General features: G+C 68.3%; 18 protein-coding genes. 6 read left to right on the top strand and 12 right to left on the bottom strand.

The genetic code is table 11. The annotated features are described in order from the left end of the window. Positions 1 to 243: 243 nt before the first annotated feature. Positions 244 to 1,419: an NO-inducible flavohemoprotein gene (gene hmpA / locus FZ983_RS31350; RefSeq protein WP_149228543.1), complete on the bottom strand. Its 1,176-nt coding sequence runs from the start codon at positions 1,417 to 1,419 to the stop codon at positions 244 to 246. A 135-nt stretch (positions 1,420 to 1,554) separates the two neighbouring features. Here hmpA and norR point away from each other — a divergent pair, with 135 nt between their 5' ends. Next, on the top strand, positions 1,555 to 3,150 hold the full coding sequence (gene norR / locus FZ983_RS31345; protein ID WP_149228541.1) for a nitric oxide reductase transcriptional regulator NorR: 1,596 nt from the start codon (positions 1,555 to 1,557) through the stop codon (positions 3,148 to 3,150). Then, positions 3,147 to 3,413, top strand: a complete 267-nt coding sequence (locus FZ983_RS31340) for a DUF1488 family protein (protein WP_149228539.1) — start codon at positions 3,147 to 3,149, stop codon at positions 3,411 to 3,413. The genes norR and FZ983_RS31340 overlap by 4 nt, the downstream gene beginning before the upstream one ends. Here the strand turns inward: FZ983_RS31340 and FZ983_RS31335 are convergent. The 3 genes from FZ983_RS31335 to FZ983_RS31325 form a co-directional block, all read right to left on the bottom strand. Beyond that, positions 3,410 to 4,693 (bottom strand): TRAP transporter large permease, encoded by a 1,284-nt coding sequence (locus tag FZ983_RS31335; RefSeq protein ID WP_149228537.1) that lies wholly within the window; start codon positions 4,691 to 4,693, stop codon positions 3,410 to 3,412. The two genes, FZ983_RS31340 and FZ983_RS31335, sit on opposite strands and share 4 nt — an antisense overlap. Further along, positions 4,690 to 5,229, bottom strand: coding sequence for a TRAP transporter small permease (locus tag FZ983_RS31330; protein WP_149228535.1), 540 nt, complete (start codon positions 5,227 to 5,229; stop codon positions 4,690 to 4,692). Before FZ983_RS31330 ends, FZ983_RS31335 begins: the two co-directional genes overlap by 4 nt. Before the next feature lie 79 nt (positions 5,230 to 5,308). Then, positions 5,309 to 7,153 carry a histidine kinase N-terminal 7TM domain-containing protein gene (locus FZ983_RS31325; protein WP_149228533.1) on the bottom strand — a complete coding sequence of 615 codons (1,845 nt, stop codon included), beginning with the start codon at positions 7,151 to 7,153 and terminating at the stop codon, positions 5,309 to 5,311. 228 nt (positions 7,154 to 7,381) lie between these two features. On the opposite strand from FZ983_RS31325, the gene FZ983_RS31320 reads away from it, so the two are divergent. Further along, complete coding sequence (locus FZ983_RS31320; protein ID WP_149228531.1) at positions 7,382 to 8,899, top strand: sigma 54-interacting transcriptional regulator; 1,518 nt, start codon at positions 7,382 to 7,384, stop codon at positions 8,897 to 8,899. 16 nt (positions 8,900 to 8,915) lie between these two features. On the opposite strand, the gene uxuA is transcribed toward FZ983_RS31320, so the two are convergent. The 7 genes from uxuA to FZ983_RS31280 all read right to left on the bottom strand — a co-directional run bounded on the left by uxuA (position 8,916) and on the right by FZ983_RS31280 (position 16,703). Beyond that, entirely contained in the window at positions 8,916 to 10,112 is a 1,197-nt protein-coding gene (gene uxuA, locus FZ983_RS31315) for a mannonate dehydratase (RefSeq protein WP_149228529.1), read from the bottom strand. Between the two features lie 45 nt (positions 10,113 to 10,157). Further along, on the bottom strand, positions 10,158 to 11,432 hold the full coding sequence (locus tag FZ983_RS31310; protein WP_149228527.1) for a TRAP transporter large permease: 1,275 nt from the start codon (positions 11,430 to 11,432) through the stop codon (positions 10,158 to 10,160). Next, positions 11,432 to 11,935 carry a TRAP transporter small permease subunit gene (locus FZ983_RS31305; RefSeq protein WP_149228525.1) on the bottom strand — a complete coding sequence of 168 codons (504 nt, stop codon included), beginning with the start codon at positions 11,933 to 11,935 and terminating at the stop codon, positions 11,432 to 11,434. Before FZ983_RS31305 ends, FZ983_RS31310 begins: the two co-directional genes overlap by 1 nt. A 189-nt stretch (positions 11,936 to 12,124) precedes the next feature. Beyond that, positions 12,125 to 13,150, bottom strand: coding sequence for a TRAP transporter substrate-binding protein (locus tag FZ983_RS31295; RefSeq protein ID WP_149228522.1), 1,026 nt, complete (start codon positions 13,148 to 13,150; stop codon positions 12,125 to 12,127). 70 nt (positions 13,151 to 13,220) lie between these two features. After that, positions 13,221 to 14,249 carry a Zn-dependent oxidoreductase gene (locus tag FZ983_RS31290; protein ID WP_149228520.1) on the bottom strand — a complete coding sequence of 343 codons (1,029 nt, stop codon included), beginning with the start codon at positions 14,247 to 14,249 and terminating at the stop codon, positions 13,221 to 13,223. Positions 14,250 to 14,290: 41 nt separating this feature from the next. After that, complete coding sequence (locus FZ983_RS31285; protein WP_149228518.1) at positions 14,291 to 15,787, bottom strand: mannitol dehydrogenase family protein; 1,497 nt, start codon at positions 15,785 to 15,787, stop codon at positions 14,291 to 14,293. A gap of 157 nt (positions 15,788 to 15,944) precedes the next feature. Further along, positions 15,945 to 16,703, bottom strand: coding sequence for a GntR family transcriptional regulator (locus FZ983_RS31280; protein ID WP_149228516.1), 759 nt, complete (start codon positions 16,701 to 16,703; stop codon positions 15,945 to 15,947). Between the two features lie 354 nt (positions 16,704 to 17,057). Here FZ983_RS31280 and ppc point away from each other — a divergent pair, with 354 nt between their 5' ends. Together ppc and FZ983_RS31265 are read left to right on the top strand one after the other, a co-directional pair. Then, positions 17,058 to 19,829: a phosphoenolpyruvate carboxylase gene (gene ppc / locus FZ983_RS31270; RefSeq protein WP_149228512.1), complete on the top strand. Its 2,772-nt coding sequence runs from the start codon at positions 17,058 to 17,060 to the stop codon at positions 19,827 to 19,829. A 274-nt stretch (positions 19,830 to 20,103) separates the two neighbouring features. Next, a complete protein-coding gene (locus FZ983_RS31265) occupies positions 20,104 to 20,310 on the top strand; it encodes a hypothetical protein (protein WP_149228510.1) in 207 nt (68 codons plus the stop codon). Positions 20,311 to 20,417: 107 nt separating this feature from the next. Here FZ983_RS31265 and FZ983_RS31260 read toward each other — a convergent pair whose 3' ends face one another. Beyond that, a complete protein-coding gene (locus tag FZ983_RS31260; protein ID WP_149228508.1) occupies positions 20,418 to 23,054 on the bottom strand; it encodes a methyl-accepting chemotaxis protein in 2,637 nt (878 codons plus the stop codon). Between the two features lie 340 nt (positions 23,055 to 23,394). On the opposite strand from FZ983_RS31260, the gene FZ983_RS31255 reads away from it, so the two are divergent. Next, complete coding sequence (locus FZ983_RS31255) at positions 23,395 to 24,567, top strand: FIST N-terminal domain-containing protein (protein ID WP_149228507.1); 1,173 nt, start codon at positions 23,395 to 23,397, stop codon at positions 24,565 to 24,567.

Below are 24,567 nucleotides of genomic sequence, written 5' to 3'. Positions count from 1 at the left end.
CGGTTTGTCGTGGTCATAGAACGGCTTCAGCGAATAGGCGCAGCGATGGCTTATTCATGCCGCTTGTAATGGCGCATGTCCGTCTGATGGTCGCGTATTCGTAGTGATATAACAGTTTTACTCACAACCGGCGAGCGCGGGCGTGACATCCGCGAGGCAGAGGCAAGGACGGGCCGGCCCAAGGTGGAAGGGCCGAACCGCCAGAGTGGAGACAATGATCAGGTGCCGCCGGTAAGGCGAGCTTCAGGCGAGCGCTTCCCGGGGGCCGAAGAACTCGTGGACGATCGCCGACTCCGGAAGGCCCAGCGCGGTCAGCGCCTTCACCACCGCGGCCATGAAGGGCTTCGGGCCGACGACATAGGCAGCAACCCCTGCATCCTTCGGCAGCAGGCCGCCCAAGCGATCCTGGTCGAGCAGGCCAACCATGTGCGGCCGGTCGCCCGGCTGCGGATCGGCATAGCAATAGACCGGCTTCAGGCTGTCGTGCAGTTCGGCCAGACGGTCGATCTGCTCGCGGAATGCGTGGACCGAGCCGTTGAGCGCCGCATGCACGTAGATCACCTTGCGGCCGGCCGCCAGTGCCTGTTCGGCCAGCGGCAGCGCGGGGGTCTGCCCCACGCCGCCGGTGATCAGCAACAGCGGGCCGGTCCCCTCGCGCAGCACGAATTCGCCGGCCGGCGGGTAGACGTCGATCTCGTCGCCGACCTGCGCGCGGTCATGCAGGAATCCGGAGACCACCCCCTGCGGCTCCCGCTTCACCGAAATGCGGTAATCGCGGCCGTTGGGCGAGGCCGACAGGCTGTAGTTGCGGTGGACGGTCTCTCCGTCGACGGCCAGCCGCAGGCCGAGATACTGACCGGGCTGGAAATCCATCACCCGCCCGCCATCCACCGGCGCCAGCCGGAAGGAGGTGATGACGGCGCTTTCCGGCGTCTTCTCCACGATCCTGAAACGGCGCGCACCGCGCCAACCGCCGGTGAGCGCAGCCTTGCGGGCATATTCCTTCTCTTCCGCCGCGATCAGCAGGTCGGCGAGTTGCCAGTAGGCCGCGCCCCAGGCATCGGCGACCTCCGCCGTCACGGCATCGCCCAGGACCTTGCCGATGGCTTCCATCAGGCAGGTGCCGACGATCTTGTACTGGTCGGGTGTGATGTTCAGCGAGACGTGCTTCTGCACGATGCCTTCGACCGCCGGATCCAGAACCTCCAGCCGGTCGATGTTGGAGGCATAGGCGATGATGGCGTTGGCCAGCGCTTCCGGCTGGGCGCTGTTGCGCTGGTGGCTCTGGTTGAAGACGGCGCGCACCTCGGGGAAGCGCTCGAACATCAGGGGATAGAAGGTGCCGGTGATCCGGTTGGCGTTGGCGGCGACCACCGGGGCGGTGGCCTTGATGACGGCGATCTGGGCAGGCGTCAGCATGAGAGTGAGCAATCCTTTTGCGCGTCACGATGTCGCAACTGACTGGCAATCCCTGTGCCAAAGCGACGCAGGGGCGGAATTCCGTGCGGTGCGGGAGGAATGTTGTCAAAGCGACCACGTCGGCTATGATGTCTGATGGACAACGGCGCGGTCATTCCGACAACATTTCTCACGCTGGACGAAGCCGGCGCGCTGCTGCGCATGCTGGATGATCCTGTGCGGCTGTGGCCGCTGCTGCTGGATCTGATGGCGCGGCACCTGCCCTGCGATGCCTGTGCGCTGTTGCGCCATGACGGTCGCTCAAGCGATGCATTGCTGGTTCCGCTCGCCACGCGCGGGCTCAGCCCGGACACGCTTGGCCGGCGCTTCGCGTTGGATGATCATCCCCGATTGCGGGCGATCGCCGAAACGGGCGGCGGGCCGTTGCGCTTTCCCCCCGACTGCGAGCTTCCCGACCCCTATGACGGGCTGATCCCCGACCTGAAGCAGCGGCTGCATGTTCATGACTGCGTCGGAGCACCGCTGAACGTGGATGGACGTCGGTGGGGCATGCTGACCCTGGATGCGCTGAACGAAGGACGCTTCGACGGCTGGGAGGGGGCGATCGCAGCCTGGGCGCGGCTGGCCGCCGACCTCGCCACCGCGGTGGAACGGCGCGCGGCTCTCACAAATGGCGGCAGCCCGGGTATCAGGGAGATCGACGATCCGCCGGCGGACCTCGAATCCGGCACGGTCGGCACCAGCCCGGCGATGGCGGCCCTGCTGACGGAAATCGACACGGTGGCGGCCAGCGACCTCGTCGTCCTGGTGCTGGGTGAGACCGGGGTGGGCAAGGAACTGGTGGCCCGCCGTCTGCACGCCCGCTCCAGCCGTGTGGCCGGCCCGCTGGTTCATGTGAACTGTGCGGCGCTGCCGGACGCGCTGGTGGAAAGCGAGCTGTTCGGCCATGTGCGCGGCGCCTTCTCCGGTGCGGTGAGCGACCGGCGCGGCAAGTTCGAACTGGCCGACGGCGGCACCCTGTTCCTCGACGAGGTCGGCGAGCTGCCGCTTGCGGCACAGGCGAAGATGCTGCGGGCGCTGCAGAACGGCGAAATCCAGCGCGTCGGCTCCGACCGCCACATCACCGTGGACGTGCGGGTGATCGCCGCCACCAACCGCGATCTGGCGGCGGAAGTGCGGGAAGGCCGCTTCCGCGCCGACGTCTATCACCGGCTCAGCGTCTATCCGCTGCGGGTGCCGCCGCTGCGCGACCGCGGCACCGACGTCCTGCGGCTGGCCGGCCTGTTCCTGGAGCGCAACCGGGCGCGGCTGGGCCTGCGCAACCTGCGCCTGTCGGCGGCGGCGGAGCGGCGCATGTTGTCCTACCCCTGGCCTGGGAACGTGCGGGAACTGGAACATGCCATCGGCCGCGGCGCCATCCGCGCCCGCGCCGCCCGCCCGCCGGATGGCGGCGTTCTGACCCTGACCCCGGCTGATCTCGGACTGGAGGAGGTGGGGGAGGGGATCGCAGCGCCGACGGCAGCCATGCCGCAGCCCCGCCTGCCGGATTCGCCGGCCCATCTGCCGGCGGAGAATCTCCCATTGCGGGATGCGGTGGAGGAGCTTCAGCGGCGCATGATCCAGGACCAGTTGAACCGCCACGGCGGAAACTGGGCGAAGGCGGCCGGGTCGCTCGGGCTCGACCGCAGCAACCTGTTCCGGCTCGCCAAGCGGCTGGGTCTGCGCGAATGACCGCGGAGGGCCTGACCTGGCGGAACGACATCGACGCGCTGGTCTTCCGACCGGCGGGGCATGGCGGCTGGTGCGCCGTCCATCGGCTGGCCTTCCGCGCCCTGCTCGGCCTGCGGGAGCCGACGCCGGCTGATTGCCTCGCTCATGCCGCCGCCCATCGCGCGGCGTTCGAGGCGGCAGCGGCTGGCAAGATCGCAAGGCGCGGCTACGACGCCGCGGCCAGCCTGCATCTGACCAGCCGCGACGTCGCCCGCACTCTTTAGAACCCCATCTGCCGCGGCATCCACAGCGCCAGATCGGGCCAGACGATCACCGCGACCACCACCAGCAGCAGGGTGACGAGCGGCCACAGCACCCAACGCACTGTGTCTTCCATCCTGCAACCGGTCATCCGGCAGGCGACCATCAGGTTGACCGCCATCGGCGGGGTGAACTGGCCGACGGCGATCATCAGGGTCAGGATGACGCCGAACCAGGTCAGGTCCCAGTTGTAGGCCTGGGCGATGGGGATCAGCAGCGGCAGCAGGATGATGAAGATCGAGATGCCGTCCAGGAAGGTGCCGATGACCGTCAGCATCACCACCAACAGCGCCAGCACGCCATACTCGCCGAGGCCGGAATGGATGATGGCATCGGCGATTGGATCGATCACCGACAGGGTGCTGAGCGCCCAGCCGAACACGCTCGCAAGCGCGATCACCGTCAGAATGATGGCCGAAATCTCCGCCGCGTCCACCAGCATGGAATAGAGGTCGCGGAAGCGGATGGTGCGGTAGACCACCATGCCCAGCAGCAGGCCGTAAGCCACCGCGATCACCGCCGCCTCGGTCGGGGTGAAGATGCCGAAGCGCAGGCCGCCCAGGATGATGACCTTGGCGAACAGGCCGAGCGCGGCATCCCACAGGCTGCGCCAGAAGGGCGGACGCGGCTCGTGCGACAGCTTGGCGCCCAGGTTGTGCTTCCGCGCCAGCCAATAGACCGGAACGATCAGGGCAAGGCCGGCCAGCGTGCCGGGAATGATGCCGGCGGCGAACATCGAGGTGGTCGGGGCGGCGGGCACCAGCACGCTGTAGATGATCAGCGCCACCGACGGCGGGATCAGGATGTCGGTGGCCGCCGCCGCTGCGATGACGCTGGCGATGTAGGGGCGGGGATAGCCGGCGCGGATCATGCTGGGCGCCATCACGCCGCAGACCGCGGCGGCGATGGCGGGACCCGAACCGGAGATGCCGCCCATCATCATCGCCACCACCACCGCGATGACCGCCAGCGCGCCCTTGCCCTGGCCGACGATGGCGGTGGCGAAGCGCACCAGCTTCTGCGCCACCCCCGACCGGTCGAAGATGGTGCCGGCCAGCACGAACATCGGGATGGTCAGCAGCGGGTACTTGGCGATGCCGGTATAGACGCTGGTCGGGACCGAAATGACGCCGAGATGGGCGAAGGCGATGGCGGCGGTACCCGCCAGCCCCAGAGCGGCGGCGATCGGCACGCCCAGCACCATCATGACCAGGAAGGACCCGAAAAGCAGGGTGGTGATCACGGCTCGCCCTCCGGGATATGGCCGGTTTCCAGCGGCTCGGTGCCCTTGTGGATGCGGATCATCCGGCCGACCGTGCGGGCCAGCACCACCAGCGACAGCACCGGCAGCCAGATCGTGTAGATCCACTGCGGCAGCCCCAGCGCCGGCGACGTCACTTCGAACCGGTAGTCGTCCCAGGTCGTCCAGGCGCCGTAGACCACCAGCAGCCCGTACATCACCGCCACGCAGGCCATGGCGAACTGTTCCGCCCTGCGACGGTTGGCGGGCGACATCTTGTCGGTGACGAAGGTGATGCGGATGTGGCGGTCCTTCACCACCGCGGCCGAGGCGCCAAGGAAGGTCAGGATCACCATCAGGGCGATCGAATATTCCTCGGTGAAGGCGAAGGACACGTCGGTCAGGTAGCGCACCACGACATTGGCGAAGGTGATCAGCGCCACCACCGCCATGGTGACGGCGACCAGCACCTCTTCGATGCCAAGGGGGACGCGGGGTTTCGGCACCGGCCGGACGACGGTGGGGTCGTGATCGCTCATATTGCCAGGGTCCAGATGGAGGGAGCGGGATTATTCCCTTCACCGGGCAATCAATGCAAGAAACGATCTCCCCAGCGGATTACTCCGCCGGCATGCCCGCCATCCCTTCCTCGCAGAGCGCCTCCTGGCGGAGCGGGATGCGCAGCGTGAAGACGCTGCCCTCGCCCAGCCGGCTGTCCACCGTCACCGTTCCGCCATGCAGCGCGGCGATGCGGCGGACCATGTTCAGCCCGACGCCGCTTCCCGCCGCCGTCCCGGTGTTGGTGGCGCGGAAAAAGCGGTCGAACACCCGTTCCACCTCGTCGGCCGGAATGCCGATGCCCTGGTCGGCCACGGACAGCGCCAGTTCCGACTGCCCGCCCGGCCCCACCTCGATCCACGCGCGCAGCCGCACCGGCGAGCCGGCCGGCGAGTACTTCAGCGCGTTGTTCAGCAGGTTGTGGACGCACAGCTCCAGCATCGGACCGTCACCGGTCATGCCCGCCGGGCAGTCCTTCAGGTCAAGCTCGATCCGCCGGCCGGGAGCGGCGTCGCCCTGGGCCGCCGCCGCAGCGCGCAGCAGGGCCGGCAGGTCCAGCGGATCGCGGCGCAGAGCGAAGGCAGGGTCGCTCAGCCGGTCGTCGGCAAGGCAGGTCTCCAGGATGTTGACCTGCCGGCGCACTGCACGGCGGATCTTTTCCAGCCGCGGAAGCATGCCGGGAGCCTTCATCTCCGCATCCAGCAGCAGGATCTGGGCGGCGCCGTCGATGATGGCGAGCGGCGTCTTGAACTCGTGCGCGGTCATCGAGAGGAAACCCTTCAGCGCCCGCTTGGCCTCCTGCTCCGCGACAAGCCGTTCCTCCGCCTCCAGCCGGGCAAGGTCCAGGCGGCGGACGGTGTCCTCCAGCCGCGCCTCCGCCCGGCGGCGGTGAGTGACGTCGCGCAGCATGAGCAGACAGCCGACCTCCCGCGGTCCCGACCGTCCGCCGCCGCGGCTGCCGGAGGTCAGCGGCACCCGCGTCGCCTCGAAGCTGCGCTGGCCGCCGTCGCACTCCAGCGTCAGAGGAACCGGCAGCGTGGCGGAGGTGCCGAACGACAGGACCGACAGGCCGGGAAGCTCGGCCAGCCGGCGGCCGAGCGGCTGGCGGTCGCACACCAGCGCCCGAGCGGCGGGGTTCGCCTCCACCACCGTGCCGTCGGCGTCCAGGACCAACACCGGATCCGGCACCGCGTCCAGCAGGGCGTCGCGGGCGACCGGCAGCAGGTCGAACAGACGCCGCCGGGTGATCAACCAATAAAAGACCGCTCCCATGAGAAGAAAGCTGAAAGGGGTCGGGTCCAGGTCGAACAGGGTCAGGTTGCCGGTGACATAGCCGACATTCGCCACCCACGGCACCGCCATCGCCACCAGAAATCCCAGATAGTGGGTGCGGTAGGCCGGCGTGGCCCGGTGGACGCCGTTGGCGGTGACGACGATGCTCATCACCATGAAGGCGTAGAGATAGATGGTGACGACGAAGAACAGCAGCCCGTGGCCGTAGACCAGGGCGGCACCCGGCGCGTCGCTGACGGGGTGGACCGTGGTGTACATCAGCCGGTGGCTGTCGTTGGTCAACGCCGCCGCCCAGGTCGCCGTCCCCACCACGGCCGGCACCAGCCGCCAGCGCGACGGCAGCTCCTCCCGCGTGTAGGACCACAGGAACAGCGCCCAGAAGCTCGGCGCGCCGACGATGCCGAGCCAGGCCATCTCCGCCCAGAACAGCTTGTCCGCCGGTGCCGGGACGATGGTCTCGATGGCGGCGGCGGTCGCCCACCAGGAGGCCGAAAGCTGCATCGCCACGAAGTTGAACCGGCCGGGGAAGGGCGGCAGGACCCAGCTGCGCCACGCCGTCCACAGCGTCGCCAGCACCGCGGCCAGCAGGAGGATGGCAGGCAGGCTCAGCATGACGGGGCGGACGGCAAGGGCAAGACGGCTCCGGTGGACAGCTGCTGCCGGGCCGCGACGGGTCCGGACCATGGCGCGGGCGCAGCATGGACCGGCCCGCCGCAACTCCGCAAGGGGGTGCGGCACCATGGTCGGAGTAGGCCGGCGGCCCGTTCCGCCATTGCGGATTCAGCGCGCGGTCCCGATAACACGGGGGATGGCACGGACGGACACAGGGGAGCGGCCGGGGTGACGCAGGGAACGGACAGCGACAGGTTGTCAGGCGATGGGCTGGACGCCCGTCCCTTCGACGGCGATGCCTTCGAAGGCGGCGCCGCTCTGCTGCATCGCCGCGCCATCCCGTCGCTTTTCGAGGCGCTGGAGACCCAGTCCGAAGGCACCGTGGCGGTCGACCGCGACGCCCGCGTGGTGTGGATCAACGCCAAATACGCCCGCATGCTGGGCATCGCCGACCCCGCCGAGGCCATCGGCCGCGAGGTGGAGGAGATCATCCCCCATTCGCAGATGCGCCAGGTCCTGGCGACCGGCCAGCCGATCCTGCTCGACCTGATGCTGTTCGGCACCCAGCGGCTGGTGGTGACCCGCTTCCCCCTGACCGACGACGACGGCGCGGTAATCGGCGCCGTCGGCTTCGTCCTGTATGACAGCCTGCACCGGCTGAAGCCGCTGCTGGCCGAACTGTCGCGGCTGGAGGCGGAACTGGCGGCGACCAAACGCCGGCTCGACGAGGGGCGGCAGCCGCGCTACACGCTGCAGAGCTATGTCGGCGACAGCCCGGTGTGCCTTGAGGTCAAGCGCAAGGCCCGTCTCGCCGCCCGCACCGATGCGCCGATCCTGCTGCTGGGCGAGACCGGCACCGGCAAGGAACTGATCGCCCAGGCAATCCATGGCTTGTCGGCCCGCAGCGGCCGGTCCTTCGTCGGCGTCAATGTGGCGGCAATCCCGGAAACGCTGCTGGAGGCGGAATTCTTCGGCGCGGTGCCCGGCGCCTATACCGGGCTCGACCGCCGCGGGCGGGAAGGGCGCTTCAAGACCGCCAACGGCGGCACCCTGTTCCTTGACGAGATCGGCGACATGCCGCTGGGGCTGCAGGCCAAACTGCTGCGGGCATTGCAGGAGCAGGAGATCGAACCGCTCGGCTCCGACCGGCCGGTGAAGGTGGATGTGCGGGTGATCGCGGCGACGAACGTCGATCTGGAGCAGCGGATCCGCGACGGCCGTTTCCGCTCCGACCTCTATTACCGGCTGAACGTGCTGCCGATCCGCCTGCCGGCTCTGGCCGAGATGGGTGGCGGACTGGAGGCCATCGCCGAATCCATCCTTCAGGAGATCGCCGCCCGCACCGGGCTTCCCCTGCGCGGCCTGACCCCGGAGGCGGTGGAGGCGCTGGGCCGCCACCGCTGGCCGGGCAACGTGCGCGAGCTGCGCAACGTGCTGGAACGCGCCTGCCTGCTGACCGACAACCGCCGCCTTACCGCCGCCGACCTTGCGGAGGCGCTGCCGGATTTGGGGGACGTTGAACTGGCCGAGACGGCTCGTCCGGCGCCGGTCCAGCAGTTGGTCCAAGCGGAATCGCAGCCCCTGCCGGGCTACGACGCGGCGTTCGACGAGTTCGAGCGTGGGCTGCTGGGTCGTGCGCTCGCCGCCAGCGGTGGCCGGGCGACGGAGGCGGCACGGGCGCTCGGCATCTCCCGCGCCGCCTTCTACAAGAAGCTCGCCCGGCTGGGGATGCGCGCCGGCGGGTGAGGCCGGCGCGACGTCCTCACACCGGCAGCTGCTTCATCGCCGCGACGGCGGTCATCACGCCGCGGATCTCGGCCAGACCGCGCAGGCGGCCGATCATCGGGTAGCCGGGGTGGGTCGGCTTGCCGATGTCGTCCAGCAGCTCATGGCCATGGTCGGGGCGGAAGGGCAGGCGCCAGTTGTCGTTGCCGGCGTCCCGGCGGCGCTTCTGCTCCTCCAGCAGGGTGGTGACGACCAACACCATGTCGACGTCGCCGCCGAGATGGTCGGCTTCCTCGAAGGACCCGTCCGGCTCCTTGGCGACGTTGCGCAGGTGGACGAAGTGGATGTCCTCGACGAAGCGCTTGGCCATCGCCGGTACGTCGTTGGTCTGCCCCGCTCCCAGCGAGCCGGTGCAGAAGGTCAGGCCGTTGTTGGGCGACTTCACCGCGCCAATGAGGTGGGCGAGGTCGTCCTCGGTGCTGACGACGCGGGGCAGGCCGAACAGCGGGCGGGGCGGGTCGTCGGGATGGATCGCCATGCGGATGCCGACCTCTTCCGCCGTCGGGATCACCTCGCGCAGGAAGCGGGCCAGCGTCTCGCGCAGGCCGTCGGCGGTCATGCCGTTGAAGCGCGCGATCATCTTGCGCAGGCCGGGGATGTCGTAACGGTCGTAGGCGCCCGGCAGGCCGGCCATGATGTTCGACAGCAGCTTCGCCCGGTCGCTTTCGGAGGAGCGGTCGAACCACTCCTTCGCCTTGGCCATCACCTCCGGGGAGTGATCGTCCTCCGCACCCGGACGCTCCAGCATGTAGACGTCGAAGGCCGCATGCTCATGGGCGTTGAAGCGCAGCGAGGTGCCGCCGCCCGGCAGCGCCGCGGCCAGCTCCGTCCGCGTCCAGTCCAGCACCGGCATGAAGTTGTAGCAGATGGTGGTCACGCCGCAGGCGGCGAGGTTGCGCATCGACTGGCGGTAGTTGTCGAACAGCTCCGTCAGGTCGCCTTCGCCGATCTTGATCGCCTCGTGCACCGGCAGGCTTTCGGTGACGGTCCAGCTGAGGCCGAGCTCCTCGTCGGACTCGATCATCGCCTTGCGCTTCTGGATCTCCTCAACCGACCAGACGACGCCGTAGGGGATGTGGTGCAGGGCGGTGACCACGCCGGTGGCGCCGGCTTGGCGGATGTGGTTCAGCTTGATGGCGTCTTCGGGGCCGAACCAGCGCCAGGATTGTTCCATGGCTTCGAACTCCTTGGAAAGAGAGGGGCTTTGGAATTTGGAAAATCAGCGGAAAAGCAGGCTCGGCAGCCAGAGCGACAATGCCGGCACGTAGGACACCAGGAACAGGATCACGATGTTGCAGAGCAGGAAGGGCCAGATCGCCTTGGTGATCGCACCCAGCGAGATCTTCGCGATGTTGGCCGCGACGAACAGGCAGACGCCGACCGGCGGGGTGGTCAGGCCGATCATCAGGTTCAGTACGGCGAAGGTGGCGAAATGGATCGGATCGATGCCGACCTGGGTCGCCACCGCCAGCAGCGGCGGGAACAGGATGATCAGCGCCGCGATCGTCTCCATGAAGGTGCCGACGATCAGCAGCAGGATATTGATCATCAGGATGATCAGGTACTTGTTGGTGGTCAGCGCCAGCATGGAGGCGGCGATGGCCTGCGGGATCTGCTCGCTTGTCAGGATCCAGCCGAAGACGTTGGCGAGGCCCACCAGCAGGATCAGCCCGCCCGACCCGATGGCGCTTTCCAGCAGGATCGCCGGCAGCTGGCGCAGGGTGAAGCCCTTGTAGACGAACAGCCCGATGACGAAGGCATAGAGCGCCGCAACGATGGACGCCTCGGTCGGGGTGAAATAGCCGCCGACGATGCCGAACAGGATGATCGCCGTCATCAGCAGCGCCCAGAAGGCGCCGCGGCTGGCCCGCAGCAGGGCGCCGAAGCCCTGCCACGGCTCCCGCGGGTAATTGCGGACGCGGGCCAGGATCCAGACCGTCAGCATCATGCCGAGACCCAGCAGCAGGCCCGGAATGGCGCCGGCCATGAACATCTTGCCGACCGATAGGCCGGTCAGGGTGCCGACGATGATCATCGGGACGCTGGGCGGGATGATCGGCCCGACGGTGGAGGCGGCGGCGGTCACCGCGGCGGCGAAGGGCGCATCGTAGCCGGACTTGCGCATCGCCGGGATCATCACAGACCCGATGGAGGCGGTCTCCGCCACCGCGGTGCCGGAAATGCCGGCGAACACCATCGAGCCCGTGACGTTGGCAAGGCCGAGGCCGCCGCGGATATGGCCGACCAGCCGGTTGCTGAACAGAACGATCTGGTCGGTGATGCCGCCGCCGTTCATCAGGTTGCCGGCCAGCACGAATCCGGGGATGCAGAGCAGCACGAAGCTGTCCATACCCGCATACATGAACTGCGGAACCACCGCGAGATCGATATCGCTGCCGACGAGATAGACCGCCGAGGCGCCGCCCAGCGCGATGCCGACCGGCGCGCCCAGGATCAGCAGGATGGCGAAGGTAAGGAACAGTGCGGTGACCATCAGACGGTTTCCCCATGGCTGGGCGGCGCGGAGTCGCGTCCGAACCCGGCAAGGCGGGCGATGGAGAAGAAGGCGAGCGAGACCGGGATGATCAGCGTCACCACATAGACCCAGATCATCGGGACGTTGATGGAGCGCGCGCGCTCACCGATGCTGCCGACGACGTAGTCCCAGGCGCCGGGGATGATGGCGACGGCGAAGACCAGGATCGCCACGTCGACCAGCCGGGCGACCGCCCATTGCGCCGGCTTGGGCAACAGCAGGATGAACATGTCCACGTTCACCAGCTCGCCGCGCAGCAGCGCCAGACCGCAGGAGAAGGCGACGAGATGGACTAGCGCGAAACGGGCCACCTCCTCCGTCCAGGCCGGGGAAGGAAAGCCGGGGACGCGCCCCAGCACCTGGATGGTCACGACGACGATGAGGACGCCGATCGCCGCCAGGGTACCCCAACGGCAAAGGGCGGATACGGCCGACACCGCGGCGGCAAAGGCTGTGCGCATGGAGAAGGCTCTTGCGGTTGGGGAAAGCGCACCCGAGGAGATCCCCCTCTCCCCCCCGGGGAGAGGGTCGGGGTGAGGGGGATGCATGGCGTGGCTATCGCGAGAATCCTCGCCACCCTCACCCTAACCCTCTCCCCGGGGGGGAGAGGGGACACTCCCAAGGCGGGAGAGGGCCTGGGTCAATCCCCCTCACTTCACCGCGAGGATTTCGTCGTAGATCGGCTTGATCTCCGGCGACAGGGCGGCGACCACGGCGGCGCGGCCCTTCTCTGCGAAGGCCGCCTTGTCGACCGTGACGAACTCCATGCCCTTGGCCTTCAGGTCGGCGGCGAGCTTGGCCTCGTCCTCGATGAACAGCTTGCGCTCGGCGGCCTGCGCCGCCTTGGCTGCTTCCATGATGGCGGTGCGCTGCTCCGCCGGCAGGCGGCCCATCTTCTTCGATCCGCCGACCAGATAGATCCAGCTGATGACGTGCTCCGTCTGATTCACGTATTTCTGGACCTCGTAGAAGCTGGCCGACTTGATCAGGGCCAGCGGGTTCTCCTGCGCCTCGATGGTGTCGTTCTGCAAGCCGGTGAACACTTCCGAGAAGGCCATCGGCGTCGGCTTGGCGCCCAGCCCCTGCCAGAAGGACACGAACAGCGGCACGTTCGGCACGCGCATCTTCAGGCCGTTCAACTCGTCCGGCGACTTGATCGGGCGCTTGCTGGTCAGGTTGCGCGGGCCGCGGGCGAAGTAGGTCAGCGGGACCAGCTGGGTCTTCTGCTCGATGGATTCGGCGATCTTGCGGCCCGGCTCGCCGGTGACGACCTTGTCCAGATGGTCGAGGTCGCGGATGCCGTAGGGGACCGCCAGCAATGCCGCGGCCGGCGCCCAGTTCTGCAGGGATTCGCCGGTGATGGTGAAGTCGATGGTGCCGAGCTGGATGCCCTTGATCAGGTCGGTTTCCTTGCCAAGCTGCTCGTTGGGGAACACCTTGACCTCGACCGCGCCGTTCGTGCGCTTGGCAACTTCCTCGGCGAAGACCAGCGAGGCCTTGTGCCAGACATTCTCCTCGTTGGCGAGGTGGCCGAGCTTCAGCGTCGTCTTGGCCTGGGCGCGGACGATGGCGGGTGCGGCGATGCCGCCCAGCAGCGTCGCGCCGGCGGCGATGCCGGCACCGAGACCGATGCTTTTGGCCAGCGTGCGGCGCGAGATCGGGGTCTTGCTGTTCATCCTGGTGTTCCTCCGTTTTCGGCGGATCCAGTCCGCCATTGTTTGCTGATGGATGCCCTTTGGCCGTCGATCAGCTTTCGAAGTCGAGCTGCACCTTGATCGTGCTGGACGGGTCGGTCTCGATCAGGGAGAAGGCGCTCGCCGCGTCGGTGATCGGGAAGACCTGGGTGATCATCGCCGCCGGCTGCAGCTTGCCACTCTCCAGCCACTCGATCACCTGCGGCAGCAGGCGGCGGTTCAGGCGGGAGCCGACCAGCGTCAGTTCCTTCTTCACGATCTCCTGCTGGCTGATGTTGCAGGGGGCCGGCGAGAAGCCCAGCAGGCCGATGCGCGCGGCCGGGCTGGCGAGGCGGCAGGCCTCCTCCAGCAGGGCCGGCACGCCCGCCCCGTCGATCACCACCGTCGGGCCGAGCCCGTCATTTTCGTCGCGCACGGCATCGGGAACCGACACGCGCGAGGAGTTGAGCACGACATCGGCGCCGAACTCCTTCGCGCGCTCCAGCCTCTTGTCGTCGAGGTCGGCGACGATGCAGCGGGCGCCGTGCAGCTTGGCGACCTGCACCACCGTCAGCCCGACCGTCCCGGCGCCATAGACCAGCACCGTGTCGTCGGCGCCGATGCCGGTGCGCGACAGCACGTTCGCGGCGATCGACAGCGGCTCCGCCAATGCTGCGATCGAAATCGGCAGGTCGGAACGCACCTTCACCGCATTGGCGGCAGGCACCACCACATGATTGCGGAAGCCGCCGTCGCGGTGGACGCCGAACACCTCCAGGTTGGCGCAGACGTTGCTGCGGCCGGCCCGGCAGGCATAACAGCGTCCGCAGGACACCACCGGATCGACCACCACATGGTCGCCGACCGCGACGTCGCCCACGCCGTCGCCGACCGCCTCGACCGTGCCGGCGAACTCGTGTCCGATCACGCGGGGATAGACCGCGAAGGGGTTGGAGCCGTGGTAGATGTGCAGGTCCGACCCACAGATGCCGGCGCGTTGGACGCGGACCAGCACCTCGCCGGCTTTGACCGGCCCGGCATCCGGAGCGTTTTCGGGGCGAAGGGCCAGCACATGCGGCTTTTCGACGGTCAAGGCAACCACGGGAACACTCCCCAGGATAAGGTGATGCTGTGAAAGCGGGGTCAGGCGGTGGCGGCGACCACGGCGCGGGCACCCTCGGCGAACAGGCGCTTGAGCGCGGCGGTAACCGGTCCGGTGAATCGCGGGTCGCGCGGCAGATCGTCGCCGAACACGGCGGTCAGGCCGAACAGCGCCTCGGCCAGCCGGTCCGGGTTGCCGGCGGTGGATGCGGCGATCTCCGCAAGCCGGGCGGACAGCGGATCGCGCACATCGATGGGCTGGCCCTTCTCGTCGATGCCGGCGACGTAGCGCATCCAGGCGGCGACGGCCAAGGCCAGCCGGTCGATGGACTCCCCGGCGGCGAGGCGCTCGCGGATCGGATTCAGCAGGCGCTGCGGCAGCTTCTGCGTGCCGTCCATGGCGATCTGCCAGGTGCGGTGGCGCAGCGCCGGATTGCGGAAGCGGGCAATCAGCGCGTCCTTGTACTGCTCCAGATCCGCGCCGGGCGGCATGTGCAGCGTCGGGCCGGTCTCCCGGTCCATCAGGTTGCGGACCAGAGTGGCGAAGGCGGGATCGGCCATGGTGTCCGACACCGTCTCGTAGCCCGCCAGATAGCCCAGATAGGCGATGGTGGAGTGGCTGCCGTTCAGCAGCCGCAGCTTCATCGTCTCATAGGGATGGACGTCGGCGACCAGCTCGACCCCCACCTCCTCCCAGGCCGGGCGGCCGGCGGGGAAGCGGTCCTCGACCACCCATTGGGTGAAGGGTTCCGTCACCACCGGCCAAGCATCCTGCAGGCCGAGCGATTGGGACACGCGGGCGCGGTCCGCCTCCGTGGTGGCGGGGACGATGCGGTCGACCATGCTGTTCGGGCAGGCGACGGTTTCCCCGACCCAGGCACCGAAGTCCGGATCGCGCAGTTCGGCGAAGCGGCGCAGGATTCGGGCGACCGTGTCGCCGTTGCTCGGCAGGTTGTCACAGCTCAGCACGGTGAAGGGCGGCAGCCCGGCGGCACGGCGGCGGGCCAGCGCCTCCGCGATGAAGCCGATGGCGGTGCGCGGCTTGGCCGGATTGTCCAGGTCGTGGCGGATGTCGGGATGATCCTCGTTCAGCGCACCGGTGGCCGGATCGTGGCAATAGCCCTTCTCCGTCACCGTCAGGGTGACGATGCGCACCGAAGGGAGGCACATCCGCTCCAGCACCGCCTGCGGGTCCTCATGTGCCACCAGCAGTTCCAGCAGGCAGCCGATCACCCGCAGCCGCTCCCCCTCCGCATCGCGCACCGCGACGGTATAGAGCCCGTCCTGCGGCTCCAGCGCGTCGCGGGTGTCGGGGCTGCGCAGGCTGACGCCGGCGATGCCCCAGGGTCCGAACCGCTTTTCCAGCAAGGCGTCGGTGTAGGCTGCCTGATGGGCGCGCTGGAAAGCGCCGACGCCGAGATGGACGACCCCGAGTTCCAACGCCTTGCGGTCGTAGGCCGGCCGCGCCACCGCCGCCGGCAGGGTAGACAGGCTGGTGGCACCGAGACGGGGCAGGGAAGAGGTCGCAGGGGATTGCATGTGGGTTGGTTTCCTTCCCGGCGGAGCGATTGCGCGAGGCGTTGGCTCGCATTCTTGTATGGTAGTATGTCAAAGACTGCGGGCGGGGGCAACCCGGATTGTTCCGCAGTAAAATGGTATGGCGTCCTGATAAGGAAACAGGCCGATGCTGCGGCGGTCAGCGCAATCCGGCAACCTTCGAGCGGCCGGCGGACCGCGAGGACGCCTTGGGAGCGGGAGGCGTCCCCCCATCCTCCAGCGTGAACAGGTCGGGGAACTTGCCTTCCAGTTCCGGCAGAGACGTCAGGATCTCTCGCAGGTGCATGCCCATCGCCGCTTCGGCCTTGGCGGGGTCGCGGGCCACGATCGCCTCCAGCACCGCCTGATGCTGCGAGATCAGACGGCGGATCGGCGTGGCGTAGGGCACGCTGAGGTAGCGCACGCGGTCCATCTGGGCCTTCGTCTCCTCCACGATGCGCCAGGCGTAATCGCACTCCGCCCCGATGGCGATGGTGCGGTGGAAGGCCTCGTCCAGTTCCAGAAAGCGCACCGGCACCGGTTCGTCGGCGATGTCCCACTGGGCCTTCAGGTTGTCGCGCAATTCGGCGAGGCCGGCCGGCGTGATGGTCTCGCAAGCCTTGCGGACGACCGCGGTCTCCACCGCCTCGCGGACGAAGCGGGCATCGAGCACCTGCTTGACCGAGATCTTGACGACGAAGGTGCCGCGCTGCGGCCGGATGGTCAGCAGGCCGGACTCGCTCAGCTTGATGAAGGCCTCGCGCACCGGCTGGCGGCTGACGCCGAGCTGGTCGGCGATCTCCTGCTCGGACAGGGCTTGACCGGGGCGGAACTGCATCGTCACGATGGCTTGGCGCAGCACCCGGTACACGCGCCGAGCGATCGGCTCCCCGGAGTCCACGTCGATCTTGTTCAGCATCGCTTCGCCATCCTGTCAGTCCGCCCTTCTCCCCGCCCGCTTCGTCATACGGAGCATGGGCAGGAGGAAACAATCAGTCAAGCATACTACCATACTAGTTGGGAAGCAAGCCTCGCGCTGCGCGGCGCCCTTATGCGACGTCGCATTTCACAGCGCTGCGACTTATGGAAATCATTTCGCACCAGCACACGGACGGTTGAAACTTCCTGAGGAATCGGCATGCTGTCGCCGATGGTCTGACCACTTCGCGCGCAGGGGCATGCTCCTGCCCGGAATTTGATCATCCAAATTCATGTATCCGGCGCTCGCGCATCGACCCGTATCCGTCCATCCTCGACCAGGAAACCGTCGCCCATGTCCGCCATCCTGCTGCAGGAAAGTTCCGAGACGAAGGACCAGCCGCTCCGCGAAGACATCCGCCTGCTGGGGCGCATCCTGGGCGATACCGTCCGCAGCCAAGAAGGGGAGGCGGTGTTCGACATCGTCGAGCGCATCCGCCAGACCTCCCTGCGGTTCCACCGTGAAGAGGACCAGGGCGCCCGCAAGGAGCTGGAAGCCATCCTGAACAGCCTGTCGCCGCCGCAGACGGCGCGGGTGGTGCGGGCCTACAGCTTCTTCTCGCACCTCGCCAACATCGCCGAGGATCAGCACCACATCCGCCGCACCCGCGCCCATGCGCTCGCCGGGTCGGCGCCGCGCGACGGCACCATGGCCCATGCGCTGGACGAGGCGACCAAGGCCGGCATCACCACCCAGCAGCTGAAGGAGTTCTTCGACGGCGCGCTGGTCAGCCCGGTGCTGACCGCCCACCCGACCGAGGTGCAGCGCAAGAGCATCCTGACCGTGCAGATGGCCGTCGCCAAGCTGCTGGCGGAGCGCGACCACGGCCCGATGACCCCGGAGGAGGAGGAAACCAACCTCGAATCCTTGCAGCGCGCCGTGCTGACGCTGTGGCAGACCGCGATCCTGCGCGCCACCAAGCTGGCGGTGACGGACGAGGTGTCGAACGGCCTGACCTTCTACGACTACACCTTCCTGCGCGAGATGCCGCGCTTCTACGCCCAGCTGGAAGACCATCTGCGGCGGATGGATCCGTCCTGGGCGACGACGGAACTGCCGTCTTTCCTGCGCATGGGCAGCTGGATCGGCGGCGACCGCGACGGCAACCCCTTCGTCACCGCCCCCGTGCTGCGTCAGGCGATGCGGATGCAGAGCACCCGCGCCCTGCAATTCTATCTGGACGAACTGCACACGCTGGGGTCGGAGCTGTCGCTCAGCACCCGCGTCATCGACGTGTCGGAACCGCTGCGCCAGCTGGCCGAACGCTCCCCCGACCCGTCGCCGCACCGCAAGATGGAGCCGTACCGCCGGGCCATCTCCGGCCTCTATGCGCGGGTCGCCGCGACGTTGCGGACTCTGGACGGGCTGGAGGCGCCGCGCCACGCCGTGGGCGATGCGCCGCCCTACCTGACGCCGGCCGAGTTCCGCGCCGATCTCGACATCATCGACCGGTCGCTGACCGTCAACGGCTCGGCCGCGCTCGCCAAGGGCCGGCTGCGCCACCTGCGCCGCGCGGTCGACCTGTTCGGCTTCCATCTGGCCAGCATCGACCTGCGCCAGAACTCCGACGTGCATGAGCGTTCGGTGGCGGAACTGCTGTCCTTCGCCGATGCCGGCGTCGACTACACGGCGCTGTCGGAGGACGAGCGGATCGAGCTGCTGGTCCGCGAACTGGAGACCAACCGGCCGCTGGCCTCGCGTTATGCCGATTACTCGGAAGAAACGGCGTCGGAACTCGACATCCTGCGCACCGCCGCCGATGCCCGCGCCCGCTTCGGGTCGGACGCGGTGGTGAACTGCGTCATCTCCAAGACCGACGGCGTGTCGGACATCCTGGAGGTCGCCGTCCTGCTGAAGGAAGCCGGGCTGCTGCGGCCAAAGGACAAGGCGCTGGACCTGAACATCGCGCCGCTGTTCGAGACCATCGGCGACCTGCGCAACTGCGCCGCCACCATGGACCGGCTGCTGTCGATCCCGACATACCGGCGCTTCCTGGAAAGCCGCGGCAACCTGCAGGAGGTGATGCTCGGCTATTCGGACAGCAACAAGGACGGCGGGTTCCTCACCTCCGGCTGGGAGCTGTACAAGGCGGAGATCGCGCTGGTGGAGGTGTTCGCCAAGCATGGCGTGCGGCTTCGCCTGTTCCACGGCCGCGGCGGCTCGGTCGGCCGCGGCGGCGGCCCCAGCTATCAGGCGATCCTGGCCCAGCCGGCCGGCGCGGTGCAGGGCGCCATCCGCATCACCGAGCAGGGCGAGGTCATCGCCGGCAAGTATTCCAACCCGGAGGTCGGCCGGCGCAACCTGGAAACGCTGGCGGCGGCGACGCTGGAAGCGACCCTGCTGCACCCTGAATCGGCGGAGCCCTGCACCGACGTGTTCCTCCAGACCATGGAAGAGCTGTCGGAGCACGCCTTCAAGGCCTATCGCGGGCTGGTCTACGAGACCAAGGGTTTCGAGAAGTATTTCTGGGAATCGACGGTGATCGGCGAGATCGCCAACCTCAACATCGGCAGCCGTCCGGCCTCGCGCAAGAAGTCGACCAGCATCGAGGATCTGCGGGCCATTCCCTGGGTGTTCAGCTGGGCGCAATGCCGCCTGATGCTGCCGGGCTGGTACGGCTTCGGCTCGGCGGTGAAGGCCTATCTGGCCCAGAATCCCGACGGCATGGAGCGGCTGCGCGCCATGCACCGCGACTGGGGCTTCTTCCGCACGCTGCTGTCCAACATGGACATGGTGCTGTCCAAGTCGAACATCGCCATTGCGTCCCGCTATGCCGGGCTGGTGTCCGACCCGGAGCTTCGCGACGCCATCTTCTCCCGCATCCGGGCGGAGTGGCAGGACTGCATCGAAGTGCTGCTGGCGATCACCGAGCAGTCGGCCCTGCTGGAGAAGAACCCGCTGCTGGCACGGTCGATCCGCAACCGCTTCCCCTATCTGGACCCGCTCAACCACGTCCAGGTCGAGCTGCTGAAGCGCCACCGCACCAGCGACAGCGGTGAGCAGATCGCCCGCGGCATCCATCTGACCATCAACGGCATCGCCGCCGGCCTGCGCAACAGCGGCTGATCCGCCGGCATTTTCCCACCGGCAGGACCATTCGAAACGAGCCCCTCTTCCCTGCGGAAGAGGGGCTCGCTTTGTTTGTGAGCAAGTGCAAAATCAATTTGGTCAGCGATCTTTCCCTGTTCTTGTGCAGTGCCGTTCAAGTCTTCGCCGCTGCAAAATGACGCAGGCATATTCGAATGGCTGAGCCGCAAAAAGTCATGGGTTCTTTCAAAAATCCGAATTGAAGGCAGACGAATAGTTTGATAGCTGTCGCGGCCTCACCAGGAGGATTGGTATGACCACTCAGTCGCAACAGCAGCAGATGGCCCAGCCGGGAGAGGTTCGGGCGCAAGGGACGGCCGGCGCTGCCGGCATCCAGCCGGGCGCCACCGCCGCCGGCGAACAGGAAGAGCGTCTTGTCTGGGGCGGTGCCTGCGGCGCCGGTGCCGGGGCGGCGATCCTGTGGCAGCCGATCACCGTCCAGGGAAGCAATCGGCGGTGACCGGTTCCGGGATGGTCGAGATCCTGGCTCTACCCCGCCGCCGCGCCTTGCGCACGACGGGGTAGAGCCAGCCGGCTTCCTGTCCCCTTTACCAGCGGGGCCTTTCTTCAGCCCGCCCGCATCCGGTTGACCAAACTGTCGACCTGCGAGCCGAGCGAGCGCACCTCGTCCGCCACGGTGGAGGACGCCGTCAGCACGCGGGTGGCGGATTCACCCGATTCCGCGGCGGCCCGGGCCACGGAATCGATGTTGCGGCGGACATGCTGGGTGCCGTCGGCCGCCTCGCCCACATTGCGGGCGATCTCGCGGGTGGCCGCACTCTGCTGCTCGACCGCCGCCGCGACGGTCGCGGCGATCTCGTTGATCTCGCGGATGGTGCCGGCGATGGAGCGGATGGCGTCCACCGCATCCTGCGTCACCGACTGCATCGCCTGGATCTGGCTGGAGATCTCCTCCGTCGCCTTGCCGGTCTGGGTGGCGAGGCTCTTCACCTCAGAGGCCACCACCGCGAAGCCCTTGCCGGCCTCGCCCGCGCGCGCCGCTTCGATGGTCGCGTTCAAGGCCAGCAGGTTGGTTTGGCTGGCGATGTCGTTGATCAGTTGCACCACCTCGCCGATCTTGTTGGCGGACTGCGACAGCCCCTCCACCGTGCGGTCGGTGCGCTCGGCCTCGCCGGCCGCCTTGCGGGCGATCTGGCTGGAGGCGTGAACCTGGCTGCCGATCTCCTGAATGGAGGCCGACAGTTCCTCCGTCGCGGCGGCAACCGCCTTGACGCTGCCTTCGGCCTGCTGCGAGGTGCTGGCGGCGGTCGCGGCCTCTCCGGTGGTGGCCTCGGCGTTGCGGCTCATGCGCTGAGCCATGTCCTGCATCTCGCCGGCCGCACGGGCGACGCGATCCAGCACGCCGCGGACGCTGCTTTCGAAATTCTCCGCCATCTCGACCATCGCCCGGCGGCGCTCGCCGGCGGCCCGGCTGCGTTCGGTTTCGGCGCGGGCATTGGCCGCATTGGCCTCGTTGGCGGTGTCGCGGAAGACCATCAGCGCGCGCGTCATGTCGCCGATCTCGTCGGTGCCGGCGGCGGGGATCGGAGCGTTCAGGTTGCCGGCTGCAATGGCCCGCATGGCATCCGACAGGGCGCTGAGGCGGGCCACGATGTTCCGGCCGACCACGAACCAGGCCAGCGCCGCGGCGCCGATCAGGCTGGCGGCGGCGAACAGGATCAGCATCATGCGGCCGGCGGACAGCGCGTCGGTGGCGCCGGCGGCGGCGGAATCCGCCTCCTGCTTCATCGCCGCGATCTGTTCGTCGACGGTGCCGGCGAATTGCCGGGCGATCAGCCGGTTCTCCGCCAGAACCTTCTCGTTCTCCGCCGCGGCATCCAGTTCGGAGCGGCGCAGCTTGAACAGGCTGTTCTCCCCCTTGCCGAAGCCGGCCAGGACCTCCGCACTCTTGACCAGCTTCGGCAGGCCGTCATCCCCCGCCTTCTGCAGCGCCTTCAGCCGCTCGTCCATCGCCTTGGCGGCGGCGGCATAGCGGGTTTCCAGCATTGCCAGCCGGTCGGTGCTGGGCGCCTGGGCCGCCTCGTTCAGCGCGCCGACGGTGGCGGCGGCGTAGGTCGACAACTCCAGATATGTGCGGAAGCGGGCCAGACCGTCGCCCAGCAGATCCTGCATGGAGTCGCGGGTCTGCGAGCGCACGTTGACGCTGGACAGCTTGATCTCGGCCTTCAGCCGCATCAGCGGCGATTCCATCTGCTCCAGCAGGGCGGCCTGACGGCGCGCGGCGTCGGCCAGCACGTCGGCCACCTTCTGGCGCAGGCCGTCGCGCTCCGCGCTGCCGGCCGGCAGTTCCAGCGCCTTTCGGCGCAAGTCGAAGACACCGGTGGCGCCGTCGCCCAGCAGGAAGAAGGCGTCCAGCCCGTCGGATGTCTCCTTGCTCAGCCGGCCGCCGATCTGCGCGGTGGCGCTGACCATGCGGGCGGCGGCCTCCAGATAGGACTGCTGATGCTGGGTGACGGCGAAGGCGGTCTCGGCGCTGCCGGCTCGGGTCAGCGCTTCCGACGAGACGCTCAGGTCGCCGCGCACCTCATACATGGTGATCAGCGAGCGGACGGCGTCGCCCATGGCGTTCATGTCGCGTTCGGTGCTGTTGTCCAGCGTTTCGCCCTTGTCACGCAGGGTGGCGCCCGCCCGGTCGGTCAGCGGGGCGAGGCTGGCGAGGAAGGCGTCGTAGGACTTGGCCAGCTCGACCGACATCGTCTCGCGCGTGCCGCGGACGGACAGGCGCAGATTGGCGGCGGCGTTGCCGCGCTCCAGCGTGGCGATCAGGCCCTGGGTCTTGCCGCGCAGTTCCGCGATCCGCGGATCGCCGGAGCGGCGGGTCGCCAACTCCTCCACCAGGGCGCCCAGCGCCTTGCCGTTGCCCATGATTTCGCCATAGACGCGTTCGCGCTCGCTCTGGCTTTCCGCGGCGGCAAGCACCGGGGCGGCGGCGGCGATGCCGCTGCTTTCGCCGGACAGGCGCTTGGCCAATTCCATTTCCGGCAGCCCGGTGCCGACGATCCGCGTCAGCGGCGCTTCCACCGCGGAGAAGGAGGTCAGCCCGACGATGCTGGCGGCGACCGTCATGCCGGCCATGCCGGCGAAGGCGAGCAGAAGCTTGCCGCGGACGCCCAGGCGGCGGGCGCGTGACTCGCCGTCCTTGCGGTCCGGCATCATGGTGTCGTCGCGGACATCGATCGTCATGTTTCGTCCCTGCTCCCCCGGAATGATGTGACTGGCCGGGCTTGGCGCCCGTCTTGTTCGTTCCTGCCTCTGCGGCCGGCAGCCCCCGCTTGCGCGATTCGATCCGGACCTGCACTGCTTGGCAGACCAACCATACTGCAGTGTGGTTGACAGATCCTTACGGGGGAACTCTCATTTTTTGCCATTCATCGGCATAGTCGCTTTCGGCGATACGCCGGCGGACCGGCGGAGCGGCATGCGTCATTATGACCATCAGCCTGGGACGAACGTTATAGAGGCTCTTCTCCCCCGCAACCGCCGTGTTAGTCTTTCGCGTGAGACATCGGGGATGGGGAGACGCATGCGGGTCTGGCAGACGGTGTTCGCGCCCTCGGCGGCGGAGGTGTCTCCGCAGCCCGTCCCGCAACAGGCCGATCTGGTGCTGGTCTTCGGCTCGGTTGCCCATTTCGACGCGCCGGACTTCACGACGAGGCTCGCCGATGCCTTTCCCGGTGCCGTGCTCGCCGGATGCAGCACCGCGGGCGAGATCGTCGGCGACGGCGTGCTCGACGACTCCTGCACCGTCACCGCCATCCGCTTCGACCGCGGCGCCGTCATCGCGGCAGAGGCCGGTATCGCGGCCATCGACGACAGCCAGCCGGCGGGGGAGGCGTTGGGAGAGGCGCTTGCCGCCCGACCGGGGCTGGCGGGGGTGCTTCTGTTCGCCCGCGGCGTGGCGGTGAACGGCAGCGCGTTGATCGATGGGCTGATGTCGCGCCTGCCGGCCGGGGTGCCGGTGTCGGGCGGGCTGGCTGGCGATGGCGGCGCCTTCGTCCGCACGCTGGTGCTGTCGCCGTCCGGCGTATCGGACGCCCGCGCGGTGGCGGTCGGCCTTTATGGAGACGGGCCGCATCTCGGGCTCGGCTCCGTCGGCGGGTGGGAACCGTTCGGGCCGGCGCGCAAGGTTACGCGGGCCGTCGGCAACCTGCTGCTGCAGCTGGACGGGGAACCGGCGCTGAACGTCTACAAGCGCTATCTCGGCGACTATGCCAGCGACCTGCCGGCGTCGGGGCTGCTGTTCCCGTTCGAGCTTCTGAACGGAAACCATGATTCGGTCGGGCTGATCCGCACCATCCTGGGCATTGACGAGGCAGCGGGCGGCCTGATCCTGGCCGGCACGGTGGAGGAGGGCTTCTATCTCCGGCTGATGCATGCCAGCACGGACGGGCTGGTAGACGGGGCGGAGCAGGCGGGCGCCATCGCCGCCGCCAGCACGGAGTCGGACACCGGGAAGGCGGGCGCCGGAAAGGCAGCAGAGGGGGACCGGCTCGCCCTGCTGGTCAGCTGCGTCGGGCGCAAGCTGGTGCTTGGCGACCGGGTGGAGGAGGAGGTGCAGGCGGTGGCCGACCGGCTGGGGGCCGGCACCTTGCTGACCGGCTTCTACTCCTATGGCGAGATCGGGCCGATGCGTGATCTGGTCGACTGCCGGCTGCACAACCAGACGATGACGGTCGCCTTGCTGACGGAACGTTGA

It is taken from the genome of Azospirillum sp. B21, from assembly GCF_008364825.1.
In the GTDB taxonomy this organism is placed as follows: domain Bacteria; phylum Pseudomonadota; class Alphaproteobacteria; order Azospirillales; family Azospirillaceae; genus Azospirillum.
This window is presented reverse-complemented; position numbering and strand designations above follow the sequence as displayed.

Bases quoted from the DNA above. Each gene is read 5' to 3' on its own strand.
- FZ983_RS31285 (WP_149228518.1), bottom strand. From the start codon at position 15,787: ATGCAATCCCCTGCGACCTCTTCCCTGCCCCGTCTCGGTGCCACCAGC.
- ppc (WP_149228512.1), top strand. From the start codon at position 17,058: ATGTCCGCCATCCTGCTGCAGGAAAGTTCCGAGACGAAGGACCAGCCG.
- FZ983_RS31260 (WP_149228508.1), bottom strand. From the start codon at position 23,054: ATGACGATCGATGTCCGCGACGACACCATGATGCCGGACCGCAAGGAC.
- hmpA (WP_149228543.1), bottom strand. From the start codon at position 1,419: ATGCTGACGCCTGCCCAGATCGCCGTCATCAAGGCCACCGCCCCGGTG.
- FZ983_RS31280 (WP_149228516.1), bottom strand. From the start codon at position 16,703: ATGCTGAACAAGATCGACGTGGACTCCGGGGAGCCGATCGCTCGGCGC.
- FZ983_RS31330 (WP_149228535.1), bottom strand. From the start codon at position 5,229: ATGAGCGATCACGACCCCACCGTCGTCCGGCCGGTGCCGAAACCCCGC.
- FZ983_RS31305 (WP_149228525.1), bottom strand. From the start codon at position 11,935: ATGCGCACAGCCTTTGCCGCCGCGGTGTCGGCCGTATCCGCCCTTTGC.
- uxuA (WP_149228529.1), bottom strand. From the start codon at position 10,112: ATGGAACAATCCTGGCGCTGGTTCGGCCCCGAAGACGCCATCAAGCTG.
- FZ983_RS31265 (WP_149228510.1), top strand. From the start codon at position 20,104: ATGACCACTCAGTCGCAACAGCAGCAGATGGCCCAGCCGGGAGAGGTT.
- FZ983_RS31295 (WP_149228522.1), bottom strand. From the start codon at position 13,150: ATGAACAGCAAGACCCCGATCTCGCGCCGCACGCTGGCCAAAAGCATC.
- FZ983_RS31340 (WP_149228539.1), top strand. From the start codon at position 3,147: ATGACCGCGGAGGGCCTGACCTGGCGGAACGACATCGACGCGCTGGTC.
- FZ983_RS31325 (WP_149228533.1), bottom strand. From the start codon at position 7,153: ATGCTGAGCCTGCCTGCCATCCTCCTGCTGGCCGCGGTGCTGGCGACG.
- FZ983_RS31310 (WP_149228527.1), bottom strand. From the start codon at position 11,432: ATGGTCACCGCACTGTTCCTTACCTTCGCCATCCTGCTGATCCTGGGC.
- FZ983_RS31255 (WP_149228507.1), top strand. From the start codon at position 23,395: ATGCGGGTCTGGCAGACGGTGTTCGCGCCCTCGGCGGCGGAGGTGTCT.
- norR (WP_149228541.1), top strand. From the start codon at position 1,555: ATGGACAACGGCGCGGTCATTCCGACAACATTTCTCACGCTGGACGAA.